Below are 23,905 nucleotides of genomic sequence, written 5' to 3' on the forward strand. Positions count from 1 at the left end.
GTTGATTAAAAAAGAGAGAAAAACACTTGAAACCGCAATAAAAATAGAAGTAGCGGAAGAAAAAGTGACCCAGGAAGCAACTATTCAAACAGGGATTGGCTTTTTTGACCATATGCTGACTTTATTTGCTTTTCATTCTCAGCTCTATTTATCGGTCGAAGCTGATGGAGATTTAGAAGTAGACTTCCATCATACAGTGGAAGATGTCGGAATCCTTTTAGGGCAAGCAATACGAGAAATTTATGTAGAAAAAGGTTCATATAAACGTTATGGCTCCATGTATATTCCTATGGATGAATCTTTAGCTCGAGTGGTGTTGGATTTATCGGGACGTCCGCATCTAAACTTTCAGGCAGATTTTTCAAGAGAAAAAGTTGGCGAATTCGATACAGAACTAGTTCTAGAGTTTTTTAATGCGGTCGCAATGAACAGCGGAACGACCTTACATATCGATTTATTAAAAGGCGGCAACACCCATCATGAGATTGAAGCAATCTTTAAAGCATTTGGACAAAGTTTGAAAATCGCCCTTACTGCTACCGATACAGGTGTACCTTCTTCAAAAGGAGTGATTGAATGATTCATATTATCCCTGCAATTGATTTAATTGACGGGCAGAATGTCCGACTGACCAAAGGAGATTACCAAAGTAAGACAATGATGAAACGAACGCCGGCAGAAGCCATCCAATTCTACAGCCAGTTCGAACAAGTATGTCGAATTCATGTTGTGGACTTAATGGGAGCCTTAAAGCAAGAAGCTGTCGAAACAAGTTTGATTACTGAACTAAAAAAGCAAACACAATTACCTCTGCAAATTGGTGGTGGATTACGCAATAAAGAGACCATAGCCAAATATGATGCAGCAGGGATTGACTATTTTATTATTGGAACACGAGCGATTACAGATATTGAATGGTTGAAAGAAGTAGTTTCTGAATATCCAAACCGAATTATTGTAGGGATGGACGCAAAAGAGGAAGATATTTATATTAACGGATGGACCGAAAACAGTGGAATTACAATCACAGACTATCTTACTCAAGTCGAGTCTCTTGAGTTGGCTGGAATTATTTATACAGATATTAATAAAGACGGCATGAACCAAGGGCCGAATTTCGAAAAAACAGCATACATCAACCAACTGACTCGTCATATCGTGATAGCAAGTGGAGGGATTCGGGATAAAGCTGATCTCAATCGACTAGATAAAGAGGGAATCACACAAGCAGTTGTTGGAAAAGCGAGCCATCAAGCGGCATTCTGGGAGGGAATTCAATGAGTGTAAAAAGTATTATTCCATGTTTGGATGTAAAAGATAGCCGAGTTGTAAAAGGTGTTAATTTTGTAGACTTGAAAGATATTGGAAATCCTGTTGAGCTGGCAAAATTTTACGATCAAGCTGGCGCTGATGAATTAGTCTTTCTGGATATTTCTAAGACGCAAGACGGACATGAATTGATGCTGGATGTCATCAAAGAAACCGTTCAAGCGATTTCCATCCCACTAACTGTCGGTGGTGGAATTCAAACGCTCGAGGATATTGATGCTATTTTGAATGCCGGAGCGAGTAAAATAAGTATCGGAACTGCGGCGATTAAAAATCCAAATTTTGTAAGTGCCGCAACAGAAAAGTATGGCAGTAACAAGATCGTCGCTGCAATCGATATTCAATACGACGAAGAACTGGCTGATTTTTACGTATATTCGCACGGCGGTACAAAAAGGACGGAATGGAAAGCTTTTGACTGGCTGTTGGAATGTGAGAAATTAGGTGTTGGGGAATTACTGATTACGAATAAAGATCGTGATGGTGTTCAAAATGGATTTGATATTGAATTCTTGAAAAAGGCAAGCCAGATGGTGGATATTCCTATTGTAGCAAGTGGCGGCGCTGGAACGATTGAAGACTTTATTGAATTATTTGAAGAAACATCGGTAACCGCTGGTTTAGCAGCATCGATATTCCATAATGGAACGGTACAAATTGCTGATTTGAAGGCGAAACTAAAAGAAGCTGCCATCCCTTTGGTTCCAGAACAAAAACCTGATTTTGCAAAAGGAAATGGACTGGTATCGGTTATCTTGCAAGACTACAATACAAAGCAAGTATTGATGAATGGCTTTATGGATCAAGAAGCTTACCAGTTAACGATCCAAGAAAATATTGTGTGGTTTTACTCGAGAACCAAAAAGCGTCTTTGGAAAAAAGGGGAGACGAGTAAACATTACCAATATGTTGAACGAATGAGTCTGGATTGCGATAAAGACGCACTATTGATTGAAGTTACGCCAGCTGGTCCAACTTGTCATTTAGGCAGGCAGAGTTGCTTTGAGCAAGAATTTTTTAATTTAGAAACACTTTTCCAGACAGTACAGGATAAAATTGCTCATCCGAAAGAAGGATCTTATACCAAGTATCTGGTTGAAGAAGGGATTGATAAGATCCTAAAAAAATGCGGGGAAGAAATGACGGAAACAATCATCGCTGCAAAGAATCAAGATACGAACGAATTGGTGGATGAAGCAAGTGATTTACTGTATCATCTATTTGTTTTACTGGCGTATCAAGGTGTCTCGTTGGAAGATGTTAAAAATCAACTAGCAAAGCGCCACGGAAAAAAGCAAGTATACCGAGTACGCAAAGAAATCGATAAATGGTAAGACTGGAGGCTGAAAATGACAATCCACGACCAACATGTTCACTCATATCTATCCTTTGACTGTGAAGAACTACCAGAAAACTACCTGTCGGCTGAAACGAAAGAATTAGTTTTGACCGATCATTTTGACTTAAACAATCCGGTAACGGACTTTAAGGATGACGTTCCAGATTTTGAACAGCTGCTTGTAATGAAAAAAGAGCTGGCTGAAAAGAATGGTGTTACGCTGCGATTAGGAGTAGAAGTAGGTTATGTTCCTGAGTTGCAAGAAGTTATCAAAGAAAAAATCAAAGCCTATCCATTTGATGTGATTCTGCTGAGCTGCCATCACAATAATCAAAATGACTACATGGATGAAGAGATAAAAGATGCTTTAACCGATCCAGTCGGACAGTATTTTGATCAATTGTATCAAGCGATTGTGAATATACCCGAAGCTCATATTTTAGCTCATTTTGATTATGGTACTCGGATTCACCAATTCAATGTGGAGAAACTCAAGAAATACGAGCAACAATTAATTAAAATACTGCAGGCAATTATCGACAAAAAAATGGCTCTTGAATTGAATTCCAAAAGCATGTATCGTTATGGGAATTATGATTTATACGAGTATATTATCCCGTTATACCAATCGCTAGGCGGCAGCCAGTTTACACTTGGCTCTGACGCTCACAAAGCGGAAGAATTAGAAATGGATTTTGATCAAAGCAAACAATTATTACGTGAAAATGGTGTCCATGAAGTCGTAATTTATCGAGAAGGGCAAGCCGAGTTTGTCAGGATTTAATGGAAGCCGGAAAATACTTGGGTCCATTTCCGTAATCGCATCTAGTGAACAGCGGGGACGGGCCCCACTCGATGAGATAAATACTGATTCCCGTCTAGTTAGAACTTGAGTATGTGTCACTCGATGAGATTCACTGTTATTCTCATTCAGTGAGCGCTAGAAAACTCCCTACTAGATGAAATTATGCAGAAACATCTTAGGAATGCGCCGGATCACTAATCCGACGCATTTTTTATAGACTAGGGGATTATAAGTTCAGCCATCAATGTCTAGCTCCCAAGTCCTGACCTAGTGAAAAAAAGATAAATTTGCCCCATTGCGCGCTTCGCTGCTCATTCAGGGTCAAATTTCCTATTTTTTCATAGGCCAAGGCGGACTTGTCCGCTTTTCTTATTAAAAACGATTATAATAGAGAAAAGGGGGCGAATAAAATTGAAGAAAATCTCATTACTTTTTTCAATTGACGATCGTTTTACCAGTCAATTAAAGACGACACTCTATTCTATTGTAGAAAACAATCCAGATTGTTCCTTTGATGTGTATGTTTTGCAAAAAAATAAGTTGGAAGACACAGAGAAGTTAAAGAAGTTTTGTTCTCAGCTCCAGATTATTTATCATCCTATTATTATTGGAGAAGAGATATTTAAAGAGGCACCTGTGTCAGAACGCTATCCGGAAACAATCTACTACCGTTTATTAGCCCATGAATATTTGCCAGAATCACTTGATAAGATTTTATATGTGGATGCAGATATTTTATGCATCAATCAGGTTGAACATTTATTTTCGATGGATATGAATGACTATTTATACGCTGCATCCAGTCATTTTCAACTGATAAAAGTGAACACTGCAATTAATAAAGTACGGCTAAAATCTTATGATTCAGAAGCCTATTTCAATTCAGGCGTATTGCTGATGAATTTAACAAAAATCCGAAAAGAGGTAAAAAGAGATGACATTTTCCAGTTTATTTCTGAAAATCGATTCACTTTAATACTGCCAGATCAAGATGTATTGAATGCCTTATATGGAAGTCGAATTCTCCTGATACCGGATCAAATTTATAATTATGATACGAGATATCATCCAATCTATGAAGTAATCAGCAAAGGAAAATGGGACCTAGATTGGACCCTGGATCATACAGTATTTCTCCATTTTTGCGGAAAAGATAAGCCATGGCAGGATAATTACCGCGGAAGATTCGCAGCGCTTTATAAACATTACCAGCGAAGAAGCGCACGTATCTAGAAAAATAACAAATGAAAGCACAGCCGGATACCTGTGCTTTTTTGGTAGACTAGGGGATTATAAGTTCAGCCATCAATGTCTAGCTCCCAAGTCCTGACCTAGTGAAAAAAAGATAAATTTGCCCCATTGCGCGCTTCGCTGCTCGCTAACGCATATCATTCGACTAACCCGCTGAAGCGTGAAGTCTCCTGACAATTCAGGGTCAAATTTCCTATTTTTTCATAGGCCAAGGCGGACTTGTCCGCTTTTCTTACTTATAAAAGGTTCTGATTCAAAAAACGAACGAAAAAGTAAAGTACAGCAGCCACCTATCTTCTGTACTTTTCCTGGAAGGATATTTACTATAAAAAATGGCTAAAATAGTTAAACGTGAAAAAAATCTAAGAAGGTATATTCCTGATTTATGCTTGCTTACTTTCCATCAGAGAACATTTTGTTCAATTGATAAATTAATTTGTCTAATATCGAAAAAGAGGCTTCCTTAATTGCCAGAATGTAGTAAAATGGAACCGCAATCATAATTTGAACTGTGGAGAAAAGATAAATGGGAGATATGACAACTGGAAGTCCTTTGAAATTGATTGTTCACTTTACCATTCCTCTTTTAGTGGGGAATATTTTTCAGCAATTATATAGTTTAGTCGATACGGTTATTGTCGGACGTACACTGGGTTTGAGCGCTCTTGGAGCAATAGGAGCAGTGGGAAGTCTTACTTTCTTTGTGCAAGGATTTATATTGGGAATCGCTTCAGGATTGTCGCTTATTTTAGCGCAGCGTTTTGGAACGCGAAACGAAGAGCGTATTCACAGCAGCTTTGTAGCAAGTGTTTGGATAGCGCTTGCGATGGTTACCATACTGACTGTCACAAGTATTTTGTTCGCAAATCCATTGTTGACTGCCATGAATATTCCGCCGGAACTTTTTTCAGACAGTAAAGATTTTTTCGTTACAACGATGTTAGGGTTAGCCGGATTGATGTTCTTCAGTTTGTTGGTGAACTCACTTCGTTCAATGGGAAATACCCATCAATTATTATTTTTTACCGTTTTATCTCAAATTTTCAATATCGCTTTTGACTTTCTCTTTATTCTCGTTATTCCCTTAGGAGTAAGAGGAGTGGCGCTGGCAACGATCCTATCACAATTAATTGTAGGAATTCTTTGTCAAAATTACTTATCTCGAAAGGTTCCGCTATTTAAATTGAACCGAAATGATTTAAAAATGGATAAAAGAGAGTTGAATCTCCATTTGAATATTAGTTTTCCGATAGGGATGCAATCATCCATTATTTCGATTGGTTCAATTGTTTTGCAATTAAAGCTGAATGGATTGGGTGCTGCAGCCGTAGAAGGACATGCGATAGGCGCAAAAATTGAAAATATGGCAACGATGCCATTAGTTTCTTTTGGTGTGGCAACCGCAACTTATGCAGCTCAGAACTTTGGTGCCGGAAACACAGAGCGAATTTGGAGGGGAGTGCGAGCAAGCTCAATGATTTCGCTTATCTATAGTGTCATAGTTGGTAGTTTGTTATTTTTCTTTGGGAAAGATTTAGCGATTGCATTATTTAATGCAGAAAATGGGGAGAGCATCGCCTACATCGAACGCTATTTTAAAATGACAAGCTTGTTGTACGTGGTTTTGTCACTCTTATTTGTTTTCCGATATACCTTGCAAGGAATGGGGAAAGCTGTCGCCCCAACAATAGCTGGCTTTATGGAAATGATTATGCGTATGTTCGTGCCATTGTTGTTCACTGGCTTACTTGGTTTCCCAGCAATTGTTCTCAGCCATCCATTAGCTTGGATCGGTTCAGTAGTGATTCTTACCTATGCGATTTGGCTTGTGAGAGAAGAGGACCGTTCCAGCAGAATCAAACGTTTTATTACCTCCTAGAATTTCTTGCATAAACACATTTGAATAAGAGAGTGATCCAATTGATTTACCATAAAAAATAGAAAAAATCGGAGACTGGAATATTCCGGCCTCCGATCTTTCTATTTAAATTGAAACCAGGCAAAATCAAACTGGCTGCCTGGCAAGAAAATAACGGCAACATCTTTTTTCCTTTTATTAATTCCAAGTCAAAAGTTCTTGTTTCATAACCATTGGATTCGGTGAACTCAATTAATTGATTCACTTGACCGGCTTCATCTTGGAACCGCACATGAGTGGTATTTTTATCAATTGCAGAGTTTCTCGGATGTTGGGACTTTGGTGGATAACTTTTAATAGAATTTCATTATTTCCATTTACAAAGAGAGAAGCGTCCATCGTTAAAAAGTTATTTTTTATTCAAAATTGTCACTCGCTTTCCAGGGATTGAGAACCCTTATAATCTTATTTAATTTGCTATTTGGAATGTTTGTACAGCTAATAAACTTGAGTAGGAAGAAAGGAAAGGAAAGTGCTCATGAGAATTTCTTTTCAATGGTAAAATACTTTATAAAGAATGAAAAATGGGAGGGAGCAGCCGATTCATCAATGTGATACACTTTTAAAAAGAGCTGAAAAGTAGGAGTGTGAAAAAATGGAACTTTGGGATATATATGATAAAGATCGAAAACATACTGGTGAAACCATGGTGAGTGGAAGTGAATTTGGCGAAGGGGAATACCATTTGATTGTTCATCTATGTATTTTCAATTCGGATGGTCAACTGCTGATTCAACAAAGACAATCATCAAAAAAACAATGGCCAAATTTATGGGATCTTTCTGTCGGCGGGAAAGCAATAAGCGGTGAGACAAGCCAAATGGCAGGAGAACGTGAATTGAAAGAAGAGCTGGGATATATCGTGAATTTACAGAAAAAGCGTCCAATCGTTACGATTCATTATACCAGAGGTTTCGACGATGTATTTATTATTGAGGAAAATCTAGATTTAGCGGAACTAACATTACAGCAAGAAGAAGTTCAAGATGTTAAATGGGCTACAAAAGAAGAAATTATTTCAAAGATTAAAGAGGGTCGATTTGTACCTTATTTTGAAAGTTTTATTCATTTTCTCTTTGATATGTTCAGTCATCCAAATTCATATATTCGTTAGGAGGTACTTATGAAGCTAAGGCAGATACTGGACGAGGATGCAGCAGTTTTATTTGAAGAAATAAATAAAGGCTGGTCCTCGGATACAAAATACTATATAGAGACAAAAGATGAGGAAGCCTTACTACTGCGCGTGTCTGAAGCAGATACCTATGAACGGAAAAGAAGCGAATTTGAGCATATGAAAACAGTAGCTGCGCTAGGCATTCCAATGTCGCATCCATTAGATTTCGTTCCATACGACGGTAAAGTCTACTCTTTATTCACATGGATGGAAGGTACGGAAGCCGGGCTCGTACTACCTCAGCTAGCAGGAGAAGAACAGTATCAACTAGGATTTGAGTCAGGAGAAATACTTAAGAAGATTCATTCCATTCCAGCTTTGAAAGAAACTGAAAAATGGGAACATTATTTCAGCCGTAAAATTAACCGAAATATAAAAAAATATCAATCCTGCGAACTAAGTTACGAGAAAGACGAAAAACTCCTTCAATTTATTTCTGCAAACCGTCATTTGATTAAAAATCGACCATCATCTTTTCAACACGGAGATTACCATACGGGGAATATGATTATTTCCCCGAATCATGAATTAGCAATGATTGATTTTAATCGTTTTGATTTTGGAGATCCTTGGGAAGAGTTTAACCGTATCGTTTTTACAGCGGAAGTAAGCCCCTTATTCGCGACGGGACAAATCGATGGTTATTTTTCAGGAAAACCGCCCATGGAATTTTTTAAACTCTTGGCATTATATATTTGTACGAATACCTTAAACGCTCTTCCATGGGCGCTGTCATATTCTCAAAAAGAAGTTGAAACAATGAAAAGACAAGCAGCAAGTGTATTAGAATGGTACGCTGACATGCAAAAAATTATACCAAATTGGTACCAAGGAGATGCGAACAAAAAATATGGCAAGAAGTGAAGCGGCAATTTTTACAAATATGTGTATGATTTACGATGAAAAAGGAAATATACTTGTACAAGATCGAAGGAATAAAGATTGGCCAGGCATTACCTTCCCTGGAGGTCACGTGGAACGAGGGGAATCCTTTGTAGAAGCAGTTACTCGAGAAGTGTGGGAGGAAACAGGACTGAAGATTCAGTATCCTGAATTATGCGGTGTGAAGCAATTCCAGGATAAATCAGATGCCCGCTATGTAGTGATGTTTTACAAAACGAAAAACTATTCCGGGGAGATTTCGTCTTCCGACGAAGGGGAAGTCTATTGGATTAACCGAGAGGATTTAAAGAACTATCCATTAGCAAATGATTTTGAGCAGATGGTTGAAGTTTTTGAAAGTGATATCTTGAGTGAGTTTTATTATTATCGAGATGAGGAAAAAGATTGGAATTTAAAGCTGCTATAGCTATAGGAGGGAACTCATGCAATACGATGCAAAGGATGCGAAAGAATACCTTGAACTATTAGAAGAAGATTGGCGAAAAGAAAAATTATTAGAGGTACGACAAATGATTCTGGCTTATGGACCAGAATTGGAAGAATCAATTCGTTATAAAATGTTGAATTTTGGCAAAGACGAGGAGTATCCATTCGCTTTGAATGCACAAAAGAATTATGTGAGTTTGTATGTCGGAACGATCGATAAAATTGACAACGCTCATACATTGCTGAAGCCATTTAATTATGGTAAAGGCTGTATTCGGATCACAAAATCAATCAATTTAAAGAATACAAATATAGATGAATTTATAAAAACAACGATTGAGATGTGGCGGGCAGGCGAAGATATCGATTGTTAGCCCTGCTTGATGCGATAAAGTGAAAACGAAAAAAGAGATCTAGATGGAATTTTGAGACTGAATGAGAGTGGGAAAAAAGGCGTTCAGCCCCGAATCACTGGAGCGAATAAGCGCAAGATGGTTGCAGACCATCTGAGCATGATTCGTGAAGTGGACGTCGGGGCTGCCTTTTTGAGCACATTTACGCTAAATTATTTGGGTATAGGAAAGAGGTTGGGAGTTTTTTCCCAGCCCCGTTCAGTAGAGAGTGAAGTTCCCTATTCTAAAAAATAAGCACCTTCAGGCTGGAAAAAGAGCTTGAAGGTGCTTATATGTAATGAAGGGATTTATAGGCTCCCTCTTATTTCATTTACTGAACAATGGATTTGGTCCGACTAGATGAAATTAATAGCTAATATTGTTTAGTGAAGACTGCCATAGACTGCACTGGATGAAATTAGCCATTATTCTCATCCAGTGCAGTCACAAGATTCTTACAACTAGATGAAATTGGCAAAAACTTGCCATAGGAATATCTCGGATGAGTGAACCGTGACTTTTCTATTTGCTACGATAACGCTCAAACCAGTCTAGAATTGCTTTTAATCGTTCAACTCGGTAGCTAGGGCGGCCGGTTCGGGATAATTCATGGCCAGAATTAGGGAAAACCAACATTTCTGCTGTTTTATTGAAATAACGTAATCCTGTATAAAATTGTTGGGCTTGTTCAAATTGGCAACGTAAATCGTCTTTCGCATGGATTAAGAGCAATGGGGTTTCAACTTGTTCTACGTAGGCAAGGGGAGAGGACTCCCACAATTTATCAGGTCGAGATATATCGTGACCAGTCTCGTCCTTGTAAAAGTAATAACCGATGTCACTAGTTCCGAACATAGAAACGAAATTAGACATGGACCGTTGTGATACAGCCGCTTTGAATCGATTGGTCTGCGTTATAATCCAATTTGTCATGAAACCGCCATAACTTCCGCCAGTAACAAACAATTGAGAAGCATCGACAAAAGAATGATCATTTATTACACCATCAATGGCAGTCATCAAATCAGTATAGTCTCCCTTACCATATTTTTCATAAACACCATAAGTATGTTCTTGTCCATATCCGTAGCTTCCACGTGGATTAACTAATAAAACCAGATATCCATTTGCTGCAAGGTATTGCGTTTCATGATAAAAATTCATTGCATGCATCATATAGGGACCACCGTGGATATTTAAAATGAGCGGATACTTTTTATCTGCTTGAAAATCAGCTGGAAGGACCATAAGTCCATGAATCACTCCTCCATCTGCTGCGGTATACTCGATTTCTTGATAACTTGCAAACGAATAATCTTGATAACTTTCTTCAACAGAATTTGAGATTTCTTTCCATTCCCCATCTTCGTATACAGCTAATAACAGTGGGCGATCTGGTTTACTAATTAGAGCATACAGTACGCCAACTTTAGAAATAACCACTTCTTTTACTACAGCTTGTTCTGGGGCAATATTCAACATTTCACCATTCAAAAGGACCTCATAAATCTTTACGCTTCCATATTCAGAAGTTTGCACATAGAATTTTTTTGAATCAGGATGCCAGTGAATAATCGGGTTTCGAACATTTTGATAATAATCAGAGACGCTATTATCGGCGAATTGAATGTCTATACCTTCCGTAATTTTTTTCAAAGAAGTTGTTTTAAAATCGTAAAGAAATAGACCGAATTGATTGGGTGTTTCATAAGGCAAAGAGTTTCCCACCATTACTAAGTAGTTTCCGTCAGGAGATACGGTTCCCTCACCAAAAATACCAGTGTCAAAAGATTGAGTAAGATGCTGTATTTGCTTCGAATTTCTGTCATAAGCAAAAATACCTGAATCATGGTTGTAGTCGTCTCCTTCAACAAGATTCCTTTCAAAGTAAATGATGGTTCCTTCTGTATTGCAATCAGCAACACGTCTTAATCCATAACCTGTAGCTTGAGGGGAGATGACGGTTACATCGAAATTATCAATCGTTTGTTCGCAAAGATAAGTTGTCTTTTCTGGATCAATGAATCCCACGCCATCGGCTTGATATTTTAAATTACTAATACGGTAAAATGGTGCAGTATTCGTAGTAATATCAGCAAAATTTTTATCCCATGTAAAGAAGCTCTCTGTCGATTTATCCAACTGTGTTGTAAATAAAAATGATTGGCTGTTTTGAATCCATTGTACGTGCATAACAGGAGAGAGGGAAAAAGTGAGCTGCCTGTTTTCTTTACTAACTAAATCATAAAAGTGAACTTGAGTTATTCCAGTTTTATTCGATAAATACAATAATTTCGTTCCGTTGACGGTGGGACAGTTATTAATAAAGCCATCTTCCACAATGGAAACTTCACTAGCATTTTGAAGATTTTTTGCATAAATAGCAGCTTGATAACCATCTTTAACTGAGTCAATTGTCGTTTTTACATAAAATAAAGTTTGTTCATCTTCTGAAAGGATAGTTGAAGATAATGTGGTTAAGTCATAGAGGCTGCTTGCTTCTTTAAAGTTTTTCATATTCCTTGCTCCCATCTTGTATTGAAAAACTGGACCACGAATGAACGTGATCCAGTTTTGTAAAAATTAGTTACCTTGTAAAGATACATTCGTTCCTTCATTATTTACTAAAGTAATCGAATTATTAGCGAGTACATTGTAACCAACTACTTTATCAGAAATACCATTAGCTGTTTCAGATAGTTCTAGTTCAATCCGAGAATAGTCAGCCATGATTATTTCTAACGCTTGTTGATAAAGATCCGTTCTTGCTTCTTGGTCAGTTTCGCTTAAGGCAGAGTCAAGAAGGGCATCTACTTCTGAATTGTTATAACCACGTCCATTACCGAGCGAACCAATGCTATTTGAATGGAACTCTTGGTTTAGGTAGAAATACGGATCAGGATACCAAGACCAGGCACCGATGTTCATGCTTGCTTGTCCTGTTGAAACAGTCTCGCTATAAGTACCCCATTCTTGTGGATGAATCTGTACATCGATATTCAAATTCGTTTTCATTTGGTCTTGGAAAATTGTTGCATACGGAACGCGAGCATCAGATAAGTACATATCGATTGAGAATCCATCAGCATACTCTGTTTCTGCTAACAAAGCTTTTGCTGCTTCCGGATCGTAATCTGGAACGAACTCTTCAGCATTCTCCATATATCCCCAAGATGCTTTTGGAAGAGGAGAGTAGGAAACTTCTGCGCCTCCCCATTGGTTCACTCCGTTCACAATTTCTTCTACATTTGTAGCCATATAAATTGCTTCACGGACTTTCTCATTTGCTGTAGGGCCTTCCATCATATTCATATCAAGATAAGTAGTAGAAAAGCCTGGAATACTTGTCAATGAGACACCATTGGCATTTTCAATGATTTCGCGGTTTTGGCCTCTTATATCGGTTGCCAAATCAATATCTCCTGAAAGTAAGGAGTTAATCATCATATTAGCGTCTGTGATAACCTTGAAGATTACTCCATCTAAGTTCGCTGCTTCTCCCCAATAATTCTCATTTCGTTTCAAATCGATTTGTTGACCAGATTGGATAGTATCTAACGAAAATGGACCTGTACCTACCAAATGTTGTCCGAATTGATCTCCCCAGCCCTCGACTTCCTCTTTTGGAACGATGATGTTTCCTGAATCGGTCAACATTGCCATTAAAGCAGAACTAGGACTAGTCAAGTGAATAGCGACTTCATATTCTCCTAAGACCTCTACCGATTCCACACCACTCAAGCGATTCAGAGCTGAATCAAAGGCAGAGCGCTCTAAGCTATATTTTACGTCTTCTGCTGTCATAGATCGACCATCTTGATATTCCCCTGCTTGAAACTTCACGTCATCCCGTAAGCTAAAGGTATATGTAAGGCCATCCTCAGAGACAGACCACTCAGTTGCAAGTGAAGGTTTGAATTCAGAAAAGTCATCACTGTATATAACTAATGTATCTCCTATTTGTCGAATCACGTTCGATTCATATTGACCAGTATAAGCAGTGGGGTCAAGCGAATTCGGATTTGCTGCTAAACCGATTTTGATAGTGCCGCCGACTTGTGTAACGGTTGATTCATTGGTTGGCTCACTGCTTTCACCAGTTTCATTATTACCGCCACAAGCTGCAAGCAAGGAAACACTTGCGAACAGTGACAATAACATTTTTGTAGATTTCTTCATGGTTATTTCCCTCCTGTTTTACAATAAAAGAATTACATTTACAAATAGTGAAATGAGAAGGGTTTTGTTTCTCTCATTTATATTTAATAAAATGTAGCATAAATAAAAGCATGTGTAAACATATAAATGCTTATTTTGTTTGATTTTGTAGTATTTGTAAACAGCAAGATAAGAAAATAAAATTAGAAAGATGATATTTACATTAAGAAAAGTTGATGGTAAACTAGTCCCATTACAAAATGTGTAAAATCATTTCAAATAGTGTAAATGTGAGAAGGGAGATTAAATATTATGCCAAAATATATTTTGAAGAGAATAGTGAATTTACTGCCAACTTTATTTATCGTAGCCATTATTATTTTTGCAGTTACAAGAATAATTCCAGGTAATCCTGCAGCTACACTACTAGGTCCACAAGCTTCTATAGAAGAGATTGAAAAAATGACAATCGAAATGGGGTTAGATAAATCTTATTTAGAACAGTTTTCTTCTTATTTAAAGAATCTATTAGTCGGTGATTTGGGATATTCCTATGCATATAATATGAATGTTTCGGAGTTAATCATGCAAAGATTTCCTAATACAATCGTCTTAACGCTATCAGCTCTGCTCATAGCGTTGCTCATCGGTATTCCTGCCGGCATTATATCTGCCTACAAGCGAAATACGATGACAGATTATATCGTAATGGTGATTTCTCTGGTAGGGGTATCAATGCCGGTATTTTGGCTAGGTGTGATGCTTGTATTAGTGTTTAGTGTAAACATGGGCATCCTCCCAGCGACAGGTATGGGTAATTGGAGCGAAGGGCCAGATGTTTTCTTTCGCCACCTAATTCTGCCAAGTATCACTTTAGCAACCATTCCTATGGCAAATTTTGCTCGAATAACACGTTCTAGTATGTTAGAGGTTTTATCACAAGACTATATTCGAACTGCTCGAGCAAAAGGTTTGAAAGAACATGTAGTAATCTGGAAACATGCCCTGAAAAATGCTTTGAATCCTATTCTTTCTGTTTTAGGAATGCAAGTTGCTGGTTTATTGGGTGGCTCGGTACTAACTGAGACAATTTTCAGTTGGCCGGGTATGGGACGTTTGATTACAGATGCGATTGATCGCAGGGATTACGGAGTTGTTCAAGGAGTCGTGATTTTCATTGCCTTAATTTATGTACTGACAAATTTAATGATTGATATTTTATACAAAGTAGTGAATCCAAAAATCACTTATGAGGGAGGCGCTAAATAATGGAACAAACAACAATGAATGTTGGTTTGACTGAGACAAAACCCGGTTTCTTAAAAAAACTTATGCGAAATAAACTGGCTATTTTGGGGCTTTTGATTCTTCTGATAATTATAGCAATTGCTATTTTTGCTCCGATAATCGCTACTCATGAGCCAAATCGTATTGATGTTGTCAAAGCTTTCCTTAAACCGGGAGAAGCAGGACATTTATTAGGCACAGACAATTATGGAAGAGATTTGTTCAGTCGAATCGTTTATGGTGCTAGGATTTCAATCATTGTCAGTCTGGCAGCGGTTGTGGTTGGCGGGTTGATTGGTACGATTTTTGGTCTGGTTGCCGGTTACTTTGGAGGAGTAATTGATACGATAATTATGCGCATCATGGATGGATTCTCTGCTTTTCCGTTTATCCTTTTAGCGATTTTTTTAATGACTATTCTAGGTCAAGGACTACAAAATGTTATTCTCGCGATCGGGATTGGAAATATCCCAGGATTTACTCGTATTGTCCGTGGTCAAGTCCTGAATGTGAAAGAAGAAGAATTTATCGAAGTGCAGCGTTCTCTGGGTGCTGGGCACGGACACATACTATTCCGGCATATTTTACCGAACAGTATGGCACCTCTTGTAGTGCATGGAACGATGAGCATTGCTGGTGCAATTATCTCGGAAGCATCCTTGAGTTTTCTGGGATTGGGTATTCAGCCACCTACCGCTTCGTGGGGGGCAATCTTAAAGGACGGCAAAGACTTCTTATTCCTAAATCCGGAAATCGCTACTTTTTCTGGTGCAGCAATTCTGATTACAGTACTGGGAATAAATATTCTAGGTGATGGTATCCGAGATGCATTGGATCCTAAATTGAATGACTAGAGGGAGGAACGAGTGATGACAGATTTATTGAAAGTAAAAAATTTACACGTCACCTTTCAGGATAGTTCAAAGAAAAATTATCATGCGATTAAAGGGATTGACTTGGTGATTGGAAAAAACGAAACGGTTGGAATCGTTGGTGAGTCCGGCTCCGGTAAGAGTGTTACTGCGACAGCATTGATGGGACTGCTCCCCAAGACTACGAAGGTAGAAGCAGCAGAAATGACATTTGAAGGTCGAGATCTTTTAGGGGCGAGTCAAAAAGATTATCAAAGAATTCGTGGTAATGAAATTTCTATGATCTTCCAAGATCCTTTAACGACTCTTAATCCGGTTTACACGATTGAGAACCAGATCATTGAAACCATTCGAGCGCATAAAAATATTTCCAAAAACGATGCAAAAATTTTGGCCTTAGAAATACTCGAAAAAGTTGGTATCAAAGATCCGAAACGAAAAATTAAAATGTATCCACATGAATTTTCTGGTGGGATGAGGCAGCGAGTGATGATTGCGATAGCTTTGGCTTGTAATCCTAAGCTATTAATTGCAGATGAGCCTACTACCGCTCTAGATGTGACCATTCAAGCTCAGATTCTAAACCTTTTGAAAAAATTGCAAAAGGAACATGAGACTTCCATTATTATGATCACTCATGATTTAGGAGTGGTTTGGGAAACTTGTGACCGTGTCATCGTGATGTTTAAAGGGCATGTAGTAGAGAGCGGTACTGCTAAGCAAATTTATGATAACCCTGTTCATCCATATACGAAAGGATTGTTGCTTTCTCAAATCAATCAGGGAACGATTAACGAGAAAGAACTGCCGACTATTCCTTACGGTGCCTTTGTTCAAGATATGGAAAAAGAGGAAGCACTGGAAATGACAGAAGTTGAATCAGGACATCTGGTAGCTAAATTTACGGTAGATGAACCGGCATATGTATAGATAGGAGGAGACGATTCGGATGGAAAAAGAAAAAATTATTCGTGTTCAAAATTTAAAAAAGTACTATCCAATTCCCAAATCCAATCCTTTTCAACGAAATCGAGAATATGTAAAGGCAGTAGATGAAGTGGATTTTGATGTCTATGAAGGGGAGACATTAGGAATTGTAGGAGAATCAGGAAGTGGAAAATCTACGATTGCCAGACTAGTCAATTGCTTGATTCATCCAACGGAAGGACAAATCTTCTTCCATGGGCAAGAAGTTACTGCTGCTAAGCCAAGCGAGATGAAAAAATTTCGCCGTGGTATTCAAATGATTTTCCAAAGTCCATATGGAACATTAGATCCCAGAAAAACGATTGGTTATTCGTTGATGGAGCCTTATGTAATTCATGGAATTGATACAGTTAAAGAGCGACGAGAAAACGTTCATCGTTTACTTGAAATGGTCGGTTTACCAACTTCATCGGAGCATAAATATCCGCATGAATTTTCTGGCGGCCAGTTACAGCGAATCAATATCGCTCGAGCGGTAGCTTTGCAGCCGGATGTGATCATCTGTGACGAATCGGTATCGGCACTGGATGTGTCTGTCCAAGCCCAAATCCTGAATTTATTAAATAAACTGCAAAAAGAATTAGGTTTGACTTATATCTTTATATCCCATGATTTGAACGTAGTGCGATATATGTGTGATCGAATTGCGGTTATGCATTCAGGAAAAATCGTCGAAATGGGAACAGCTGAAGAAGTATACACGCACCCAAAAGACGCATATACAAAGAGTTTGTTGCAAGCTATTCCGATTAATAGCCCATATGAGCGCACATCATAATAAAAGAAATAGTCAGAATTAGGAAGGAAGTAGACCCATGTCATTAAAATACGTTATGGAAGCTTATGAATTACTGGATAATAAATTTGTTGATGGTAAGGATGTCAAGGAATTCCTCGAAAAGATTTCTTCAGATGAAATTATTTCGGTCGAAACGGTTTATGGAGAAAAAGGTTCCACTGATTTTATAAAAATTAAAATTAAGGGAACAAATGGGAAGAGCGGTGGAGGGACGGCGCCAACACTAGGAATTATCGGAAGATTAGGCGGTATTGGTGCTCGTCCGGAAGTAATTGGATTTGTTTCTGACGGAGATGGCGCGTTGGCAGCAGTTTCTATCGCAGCAAAACTATTAAGTATGACTAAAAAAGGAGATCGGCTAAAAGGAGACATTATTATCAGCACGCATATTTGCCCGGTTGCGCCCACGCAGCCTCATGAACCAGTGCCATTCATGGGTTCTCCTGTGGACATTCTAACGATGAACCACTATGAAGTTTCGGATGAAATGGATGCGGTATTGACAATTGATACAACAAAAGGCAATGTTGTGACGAATCATCGTGGTTTTGCAATTACTCCAACAGTAAAGGAAGGGTATATTTTACGAATGAGCAATGATTTGTTGGATATTTATCAACAAACGGCTGGTATCCTTCCTGTAACAATGCCAATAACCATGCAAGATATCACGCCATATGGTAATGGGTTGTTCCATATTAATAGTATTATGCAACCATGCGTAGCGGTAGACGCGCCCGTTGTAGGAGTAGCGATCACTACTGAAGTTGCAGTTGCAGGATCAGCATCAGGAGCAAGTCACCTGATTGATGTGGAAGAGGTTGTCCGTTTTGGAATCGAAGTAGGAAAACGATTCGGCAGCAATTCTTGTGCCTTTTATGATGTGGAAGAATTTGGACGAATTCAAGAACTTTACGGAACCTTGAAACATTTCCAAACATTAGGTAAAAAGGAGGCAGCAATAAATGAATGAAGCAGAAAAAGCTGAATTAAAGAAAAAAGTAATTCAGGCAGTAGAAGAAAAGCAAGATGAATTACTGGAGCTCTGTTCTAAATTGATACAGATTAATAGTGAGAACCCGCCTGGAGATTCTACTGAAATTTCTCATTTTATCGAAACCTATTTAAATCAATATGGCTTAGAAGTGGAAACGCATGAAGCAGCAAGTAAACAATTCAATCTTATTTCCAGATATGGAAATCCAATAGGGAAAAAATTAATTTATTGTGGACACACAGATGTTGTTCCAGCTGGGAACTTAGATAAGTGGGATTTTGATCCATTCAGCGGAGAAATAAAAGATGGATTTTTACTAGGGCGCGGTGCTTCTGATATGAAGGCAGGTCTAGGAGGATTAATCTTTGTTACAGCATTAATGAAGCGAATGAATATTGAATTGCCAGGAGAAGTGGTTCTTGCCATTGTTCCTGATGAAGAAACTGGAGGAGAGTATGGGGTTCCGTGGCTATTAGAAAAAGGATTGGTAAAAGGAGATGGCTGTCTAATTGCTGAACCTTCCTCTCCCTATAATCCTACCTTAGGACAAAAAGGATCCTATTGGTTCTCGTTAGAAGTGTTTGGGCAACCGGGGCATGGAAGTTTGTCGCCGATTATCGGTCAAAATGCGATAGTAGATATGATGCGTGCACTTGAACGTATTCAAACAGTTTATGATATAGAAGTTGAGATTCCTGAAGAAGCAGTAGAGTTGGTAGAAATATCCAAGCGTTACATGCGGGAAGTGGAAACTGAAAAAGAACCGTTTCAATCTATTTTAGATCGGATTTCCTGCAATATTGGTGTTATTGAAGGAGGGACAAAAGCCAATGTCGTTCCTGAATCTTGTAAAGTTGAAGTTGACTGTCGATTGCCATTTGGTGTGAAAGAAGAAGAAGTAACCCAATATATCACACAAGAATTAGATCAATTAGGTATTCAATATGAATTAACTCGTTTTGGCATTCGTAGTGAAGCAAACTATACGATTCCTTCTGATCCGGTTTGCGAAGCGGTAGTCAATAATATCCAAGAGATTTCACAGCATGAGGCGTATGGTGTAATGCAGTGGGCCTCCAGTGATGCTCGTCATTTTCGAGAGTACAATATTCCTGTACTCCAATATGGGCCGGCAGTTCTATCTACAATTCATGGATATAATGAGCGAGTGGAAGTATATAAGGTCATTTTAGCAGCCAAAGTATATGCAGGAGCTATTATTGATTTCTTATATTTGTGATAGAATATGATTATAAAGTTTAATACAATATGGGGCGTAGAGGAGAATAGAAGGTGCTGAAAACAGTTGATTTGACCTTACAGGTACTAATGAAATTTACAAATGAGAATAACTCATGGACAGGTAAAAAGTTAGCAAGTGTTATGGATCAAAATTATGCTACTATTTATCGTATCTTAAAAACTCTGCATAAACGTGATTTTCTTACCTACAACTCGGTATCCAAAGAATACTCTTTGGGTATTGTTTTATGGCAATTAGGCCAAACGATGTATGAATCATTAAATTTAGAAGAACTTGTACGGCCGTCTTTAATACAGCTGAAGGAAGAAACGGATGAATCAGTTTTCTTTACCGTTCGCAGGGGGAATAAAGGAATTACCTTGATGGCAGAAGAACCTGCTCATAAAGTAAAATTCAGCGCAGAAATTGGCTCAAGCGTACCTCTTTTTCCAGGAGCTTCTTATCGAGCAATTTTAGCATTTCAATCAGAAGAGTTTATAGCAGATCTGATCGAAGAAGGGCTGCCGCAATATACACCTCAGACTATGACGAGTCCGGCTGCTTTACGTAAAGAGTTGGAAATGATTCGAAAAGAAGGGTATGCAAGAAGCGAAGGGGAGTATACTCCTGATGTAGTCGCGTTAGCTGTACCGATTCGTGATTATGAAAATAAAGTAAATTGTTCAGTTACTTTATCAGGACCAAGCTATCGACTCCAAAAAACTGACCAAAGTAAAGCTATTCTCCTCTTGAAAGAGACAGCCTTAAATATTGAGAAGATTTTACGAAATACTTCGTATAAAATAGGATAAAATATTCAGGTCCGATCGAGTTCTTAAAAAAGGCTCGATGAATTATGACGTGGGTGCTTCAAAAGGATGAATGAATAACATAGAGAATTCCAAGCGCTATGCTGAAAAAGCTAGTGTTTGGGATTCTTATTTTCTGTAAATGACAGATTCACTTAAATAGCTTATAATAGAGATAGAAAGTCTAAGGAAAATCTCATTACCGAAATATGAAAACGGTTGCAATCGATTGTTTCTGTAACCTGTTTAACAAGAAAAGGGGGCTCACACGAACCAATGGTAAATTTCAGAATAAATGAATATTCCGATAGGAGGAAACAGCATGAAAAAAATATCAGCAGTTATCGCGTTTATTGGAATTGTATTTTCTGGCGGCCATTTGTCCGGTCAAACAATCAACGGATTGTTTGCTGGTTCAAATGTTGTGATGCCTTCAATTGTCGGACAGGAAGAAGTATATGAAACAATTACGAACTATGTTTACGAAGAAGAGAGTTCAGCTGAACAAGTAATCGTTGAAACGGAAGAAACTAAAAAAGAAATAGTGAAAGAAATAATTACAAACGAAAATGAAGAGCTTGTGGATAATGAATTAAATGAGGACATTGTTGCAGAAGTGGCAGAAGAAGTTGAATCCGAAGAATTAACATATGATCAAATGTACCAAAAAGACGTTGGAGATGAGGAAGAGATTGTTCCTCCTGAAATAATGGAGTCTTGGTATGTGGAAGAAACTGCAGCTGTTGGATTAGAATTAATTTTGGCAAGCTATGAAATTCCAGACTATTCCTTCGTGATTGAAAGTAATCCTTCGAATTATATTTATCAATATGATTTCTATGCAGATTCACCGGAAGGAGAGCACGCAAATCTAGTAGCCCTTTTCCAATTTGATGCAACAGGGAATCAAACTTTCCGCATGGACCTTATGAGTGGAAAGTGGGATTAAAATTGAACGTCTGGAAGAACGTGGAACTACCGATCCTAGAAAGGATTTCTTTTTAGGCATCAATCCAGATATAATAAATCCTAAAAACAGGCTGACCTTTTGGGGCAGCCTGTTTCTATAGAAACAGACGTTCAAATAAGATTTTGAGACCGATCATCTTTATTTTCAAAGAATAACGATCTTCAGCAGGAAATTTATGGTTGAACATCGTTATTCTAAAAAAATAAAGACGTTCAAGCCGTAAAATGAGCTTGATCATCTTTATTTTAGCTCAGGCTAGTATAAGTTCTAGCACCCATGCCTCGGCCTAGTGATAAATCACTCATTTCTAGCAAAAATACAAACGGGTGTGCCCTAAAGCAATTTTGGTACTCAAAGAGCCAACAAATGTTTTATTCAGCAAACTTTAAATTTTTGGTCATTCAAGTTCTCCCTTTAGATTTTATCTCTATTCTTGCCTATTTATCATAGCAGTTTTATAGTAAGTGCTATAAATATTTTTATATTTTCAATTAGATGATGTCATTATATTTTATCCAAATTATTACTATTCAATGTTATAATGAACTATGTTGAATAACAATAGGTAGGTGATATCTCATGTGGGGATTAATTTCTTCAAAAGATCAAAGAAGTTATAAAATAATAGAAATTTTATACAATTCTGATGAGCCAATAACCATCAATACTTTAGCAAATGAAACCAATTCTTCGGTAAGAACAGTTAAATACGAACTGGATGATTTACGAAAAAACCTAGAAAATCAACAAGGAAAAATAATTTCTTCTCCTGAAGGGATTACTTTGCAGTTGCCACCCTACATGGGGATTGATTTTTTTCAACGTAAGTTGTTAGCCTCGTCTCTTGGTTTTCAGCTATTGGAAATTATTTTTTTTAATGAACAACTTTCTAATAAAGATATTGAAAAAATGCTTTTTATCAGCTCTTCTTCCTTAAGTCGATTGACGAACACAATAAAAAATGAACTGGGTTCATATGGACTTTCGTTAGAGATGAATCCTTTTCGTGTAGTAGGAAAAGAGAAACTAGTAAGGAGTTTTTATTCGAGTTATTTTAAAGAGCGATATACAATTAACGATTGGCCTTTTGAAAGAGTGAACCGAGATTTGTTAAGTGAGATACTTAGTATTGGCTTTAATTATTATAATGCTAACCCAGATTCAACGGATTCTTTTCAATTATTAATCTTATTTGCGGTAGGTATCACTCGAGCATTTAATGGGTATCCACAAAAACCTTCCATCTCTCGATCTACTGCAACTCAGAATAGACAGTTCCAAACGTATTCCCAGTATATAAAAGAAATTGCCGTGAAAACGAAAACTTCCCCGGAAGATTTACAAGTTTATTTCAATGAATTGCGTTCATGGAAATATCTTTTAAAATTAAAAAATCTAGATGAACAAAATAATCCGGAGACGGTTGAAGAAGAAAACTATCTTGAAATTAAAAATCTACTTGAAATGCTTGGTTATTTATTTGAACTTCCTGTAAGAGAGAATACTTATTTGATTGTGGAAATTAATAGCGCACTTGATTTTTATGCTAGTTTTTCTTTACAAAGAGCTGGTAAAAGATACATTCTTTTTAAACCCCGAGATTATTTTTTAGTTGAAGAATTCAAAAATAATTATCCTTTATTTTATAATTGTGTAGCTAATCAATTTAAAAAAATATGCCGAAATAGAGAAATTGATGCTTCCTCTGTGGCAATAGAAAATTTAGTACATCAGCTGCTTTCTAAATGGGAGGGATTGACATCATCATTATTCTATAAGTTTCATCCATGTAAAATACTTCTCTACAGTCATTATCATCTGTACCATGCTAAAAATATCGCAGAAGAATTATCATCTTTGTTAGGAAGAGCGATTACTGTTGAAATTCATAAGGAAAAAATGATTACAAAAGAAACATTGGCTCAATACAATTTTGATATTTTAGCAACCACGACGACTATTTTAATGGATATTGATCAACCGGTTTATTTTATTCATAGGAAAAAACTTACTCTAAATACAAATACTTTGGATGAACTCATTCACAGTTGTATTCAAAAACAAAAAGATACATACAGAAGAAATGTAATAAAAAAAGCCGAAGAACTAAAAATAGACTTGTCGAAACAATAAAAAAAGTGGTATGATTTTCTGTGGAGAATTACTCAAGAGGCTGAAGAGGACGCACTCGAAATGCGTTAGGCGTCGTAAGGCGCGCAGGGGTTCAAATCCCCTATTCTCCG

21 protein-coding genes and 1 tRNA gene are annotated in these 23,905 nt (G+C 37.6%); 20 read left to right on the forward strand and 2 right to left on the reverse strand.

Features of this window, described 5'->3' with window-relative positions:
• Nucleotide 1: 1 nt before the first annotated feature.
• The 10 genes from hisB to EJN90_RS08770 all read left to right on the forward strand — a co-directional run bounded on the left by hisB (nucleotide 2) and on the right by EJN90_RS08770 (nucleotide 9,522).
• Nucleotides 2-580, forward strand: coding sequence for an imidazoleglycerol-phosphate dehydratase HisB (hisB, locus tag EJN90_RS08725; RefSeq protein WP_126110386.1), 579 nt, complete (start codon nucleotides 2-4; stop codon nucleotides 578-580).
• Nucleotides 577-1,281: a 1-(5-phosphoribosyl)-5-[(5-phosphoribosylamino)methylideneamino]imidazole-4-carboxamide isomerase gene (hisA, locus tag EJN90_RS08730; protein WP_126110388.1), complete on the forward strand. Its 705-nt coding sequence runs from the start codon at nucleotides 577-579 to the stop codon at nucleotides 1,279-1,281. The genes hisB and hisA overlap by 4 nt, the downstream gene beginning before the upstream one ends.
• Complete coding sequence (gene hisF / locus EJN90_RS08735) at nucleotides 1,278-2,663, forward strand: imidazole glycerol phosphate synthase subunit HisF (protein ID WP_126110390.1); 1,386 nt, start codon at nucleotides 1,278-1,280, stop codon at nucleotides 2,661-2,663. The genes hisA and hisF overlap by 4 nt, the downstream gene beginning before the upstream one ends.
• A 15-nt stretch (nucleotides 2,664-2,678) precedes the next feature.
• Nucleotides 2,679-3,452 carry a PHP domain-containing protein gene (locus tag EJN90_RS08740; RefSeq protein WP_126110393.1) on the forward strand — a complete coding sequence of 258 codons (774 nt, stop codon included), beginning with the start codon at nucleotides 2,679-2,681 and terminating at the stop codon, nucleotides 3,450-3,452.
• Nucleotides 3,453-3,878: 426 nt separating this feature from the next.
• On the forward strand, nucleotides 3,879-4,706 hold the full coding sequence (locus tag EJN90_RS08745) for a glycosyltransferase family 8 protein (protein ID WP_407657538.1): 828 nt from the start codon (nucleotides 3,879-3,881) through the stop codon (nucleotides 4,704-4,706).
• A gap of 544 nt (nucleotides 4,707-5,250) precedes the next feature.
• Nucleotides 5,251-6,603, forward strand: coding sequence for an MATE family efflux transporter (locus EJN90_RS08750; protein ID WP_126110397.1), 1,353 nt, complete (start codon nucleotides 5,251-5,253; stop codon nucleotides 6,601-6,603).
• 634 nt (nucleotides 6,604-7,237) lie between these two features.
• Nucleotides 7,238-7,756 carry an NUDIX hydrolase gene (locus tag EJN90_RS08755; protein ID WP_126110399.1) on the forward strand — a complete coding sequence of 173 codons (519 nt, stop codon included), beginning with the start codon at nucleotides 7,238-7,240 and terminating at the stop codon, nucleotides 7,754-7,756.
• 9 nt (nucleotides 7,757-7,765) lie between these two features.
• Nucleotides 7,766-8,683, forward strand: coding sequence for an aminoglycoside phosphotransferase family protein (locus tag EJN90_RS08760; RefSeq protein ID WP_126110401.1), 918 nt, complete (start codon nucleotides 7,766-7,768; stop codon nucleotides 8,681-8,683).
• A complete protein-coding gene (locus tag EJN90_RS08765) occupies nucleotides 8,670-9,128 on the forward strand; it encodes an 8-oxo-dGTP diphosphatase (protein WP_126110403.1) in 459 nt (152 codons plus the stop codon). The genes EJN90_RS08760 and EJN90_RS08765 overlap by 14 nt, the downstream gene beginning before the upstream one ends.
• A 16-nt stretch (nucleotides 9,129-9,144) precedes the next feature.
• Nucleotides 9,145-9,522, forward strand: a complete 378-nt coding sequence (locus EJN90_RS08770) for an iron chaperone (RefSeq protein ID WP_126110405.1) — start codon at nucleotides 9,145-9,147, stop codon at nucleotides 9,520-9,522.
• A 540-nt stretch (nucleotides 9,523-10,062) separates the two neighbouring features.
• Here EJN90_RS08770 and EJN90_RS08775 read toward each other — a convergent pair.
• Both EJN90_RS08775 and EJN90_RS08780 read right to left on the reverse strand, forming a co-directional pair.
• Nucleotides 10,063-12,057: a S9 family peptidase gene (locus tag EJN90_RS08775; protein WP_164544046.1), complete on the reverse strand. Its 1,995-nt coding sequence runs from the start codon at nucleotides 12,055-12,057 to the stop codon at nucleotides 10,063-10,065.
• A gap of 66 nt (nucleotides 12,058-12,123) precedes the next feature.
• Nucleotides 12,124-13,719 (reverse strand): ABC transporter substrate-binding protein, encoded by a 1,596-nt coding sequence (locus EJN90_RS08780; protein ID WP_126110409.1) that lies wholly within the window; start codon nucleotides 13,717-13,719, stop codon nucleotides 12,124-12,126.
• Nucleotides 13,720-14,010: 291 nt separating this feature from the next.
• On the opposite strand from EJN90_RS08780, the gene EJN90_RS08785 reads away from it, so the two are divergent.
• The 10 genes from EJN90_RS08785 to EJN90_RS08830 all read left to right on the forward strand — a co-directional run bounded on the left by EJN90_RS08785 (nucleotide 14,011) and on the right by EJN90_RS08830 (nucleotide 23,905).
• On the forward strand, nucleotides 14,011-14,967 hold the full coding sequence (locus EJN90_RS08785; RefSeq protein ID WP_126110411.1) for an ABC transporter permease: 957 nt from the start codon (nucleotides 14,011-14,013) through the stop codon (nucleotides 14,965-14,967).
• Complete coding sequence (locus EJN90_RS08790) at nucleotides 14,967-15,839, forward strand: ABC transporter permease (RefSeq protein ID WP_227872485.1); 873 nt, start codon at nucleotides 14,967-14,969, stop codon at nucleotides 15,837-15,839. The genes EJN90_RS08785 and EJN90_RS08790 overlap by 1 nt, the downstream gene beginning before the upstream one ends.
• A gap of 15 nt (nucleotides 15,840-15,854) precedes the next feature.
• Nucleotides 15,855-16,787: an ABC transporter ATP-binding protein gene (locus EJN90_RS08795; RefSeq protein WP_126110413.1), complete on the forward strand. Its 933-nt coding sequence runs from the start codon at nucleotides 15,855-15,857 to the stop codon at nucleotides 16,785-16,787.
• Nucleotides 16,788-16,806: 19 nt separating this feature from the next.
• A complete protein-coding gene (locus tag EJN90_RS08800) occupies nucleotides 16,807-17,622 on the forward strand; it encodes an ABC transporter ATP-binding protein (RefSeq protein WP_126110415.1) in 816 nt (271 codons plus the stop codon).
• 37 nt (nucleotides 17,623-17,659) lie between these two features.
• Entirely contained in the window at nucleotides 17,660-18,616 is a 957-nt protein-coding gene (locus EJN90_RS08805) for a DUF1177 domain-containing protein (RefSeq protein ID WP_126110417.1), read from the forward strand.
• Entirely contained in the window at nucleotides 18,609-19,880 is a 1,272-nt protein-coding gene (locus EJN90_RS08810) for a M20 family metallopeptidase (protein ID WP_126110419.1), read from the forward strand. The genes EJN90_RS08805 and EJN90_RS08810 overlap by 8 nt, the downstream gene beginning before the upstream one ends.
• A gap of 53 nt (nucleotides 19,881-19,933) precedes the next feature.
• A complete protein-coding gene (locus tag EJN90_RS08815) occupies nucleotides 19,934-20,695 on the forward strand; it encodes an IclR family transcriptional regulator (protein ID WP_126110421.1) in 762 nt (253 codons plus the stop codon).
• Between the two features lie 319 nt (nucleotides 20,696-21,014).
• The gene (locus EJN90_RS08820) at nucleotides 21,015-21,641 is read left to right on the forward strand and encodes a hypothetical protein (protein ID WP_126110423.1); all 627 of its coding nucleotides are present in this window, start codon (nucleotides 21,015-21,017) and stop codon (nucleotides 21,639-21,641) included.
• 600 nt (nucleotides 21,642-22,241) lie between these two features.
• On the forward strand, nucleotides 22,242-23,795 hold the full coding sequence (locus tag EJN90_RS08825; RefSeq protein WP_126110425.1) for a helix-turn-helix domain-containing protein: 1,554 nt from the start codon (nucleotides 22,242-22,244) through the stop codon (nucleotides 23,793-23,795).
• Nucleotides 23,796-23,817: 22 nt separating this feature from the next.
• Nucleotides 23,818-23,905: transfer RNA gene (locus EJN90_RS08830), tRNA-Ser, on the forward strand.

Source organism: Jeotgalibaca ciconiae (assembly GCF_003955755.1).
GTDB classification, from domain to species: Bacteria; Bacillota; Bacilli; order Lactobacillales; family Aerococcaceae; genus Jeotgalibaca; species Jeotgalibaca ciconiae.

Bases quoted from the DNA above. Each gene is read 5' to 3' on its own strand.
- EJN90_RS08810 (WP_126110419.1), top strand. From the start codon at position 18,609: ATGAATGAAGCAGAAAAAGCTGAATTAAAGAAAAAAGTAATTCAGGCA.
- EJN90_RS08795 (WP_126110413.1), top strand. From the start codon at position 15,855: ATGACAGATTTATTGAAAGTAAAAAATTTACACGTCACCTTTCAGGAT.
- EJN90_RS08740 (WP_126110393.1), top strand. From the start codon at position 2,679: ATGACAATCCACGACCAACATGTTCACTCATATCTATCCTTTGACTGT.
- hisF (WP_126110390.1), top strand. From the start codon at position 1,278: ATGAGTGTAAAAAGTATTATTCCATGTTTGGATGTAAAAGATAGCCGA.
- EJN90_RS08770 (WP_126110405.1), top strand. From the start codon at position 9,145: ATGCAATACGATGCAAAGGATGCGAAAGAATACCTTGAACTATTAGAA.
- EJN90_RS08800 (WP_126110415.1), top strand. From the start codon at position 16,807: ATGGAAAAAGAAAAAATTATTCGTGTTCAAAATTTAAAAAAGTACTAT.
- EJN90_RS08790 (WP_227872485.1), top strand. From the start codon at position 14,967: ATGGAACAAACAACAATGAATGTTGGTTTGACTGAGACAAAACCCGGT.
- EJN90_RS08805 (WP_126110417.1), top strand. From the start codon at position 17,660: ATGTCATTAAAATACGTTATGGAAGCTTATGAATTACTGGATAATAAA.
- EJN90_RS08780 (WP_126110409.1), bottom strand. From the start codon at position 13,719: ATGAAGAAATCTACAAAAATGTTATTGTCACTGTTCGCAAGTGTTTCC.
- hisA (WP_126110388.1), top strand. From the start codon at position 577: ATGATTCATATTATCCCTGCAATTGATTTAATTGACGGGCAGAATGTC.
- EJN90_RS08820 (WP_126110423.1), top strand. From the start codon at position 21,015: ATGAAAAAAATATCAGCAGTTATCGCGTTTATTGGAATTGTATTTTCT.
- EJN90_RS08760 (WP_126110401.1), top strand. From the start codon at position 7,766: ATGAAGCTAAGGCAGATACTGGACGAGGATGCAGCAGTTTTATTTGAA.
- EJN90_RS08750 (WP_126110397.1), top strand. From the start codon at position 5,251: ATGGGAGATATGACAACTGGAAGTCCTTTGAAATTGATTGTTCACTTT.
- EJN90_RS08775 (WP_164544046.1), bottom strand. From the start codon at position 12,057: ATGAAAAACTTTAAAGAAGCAAGCAGCCTCTATGACTTAACCACATTA.
- EJN90_RS08765 (WP_126110403.1), top strand. From the start codon at position 8,670: ATGGCAAGAAGTGAAGCGGCAATTTTTACAAATATGTGTATGATTTAC.
- EJN90_RS08825 (WP_126110425.1), top strand. From the start codon at position 22,242: ATGTGGGGATTAATTTCTTCAAAAGATCAAAGAAGTTATAAAATAATA.
- EJN90_RS08755 (WP_126110399.1), top strand. From the start codon at position 7,238: ATGGAACTTTGGGATATATATGATAAAGATCGAAAACATACTGGTGAA.
- EJN90_RS08785 (WP_126110411.1), top strand. From the start codon at position 14,011: ATGCCAAAATATATTTTGAAGAGAATAGTGAATTTACTGCCAACTTTA.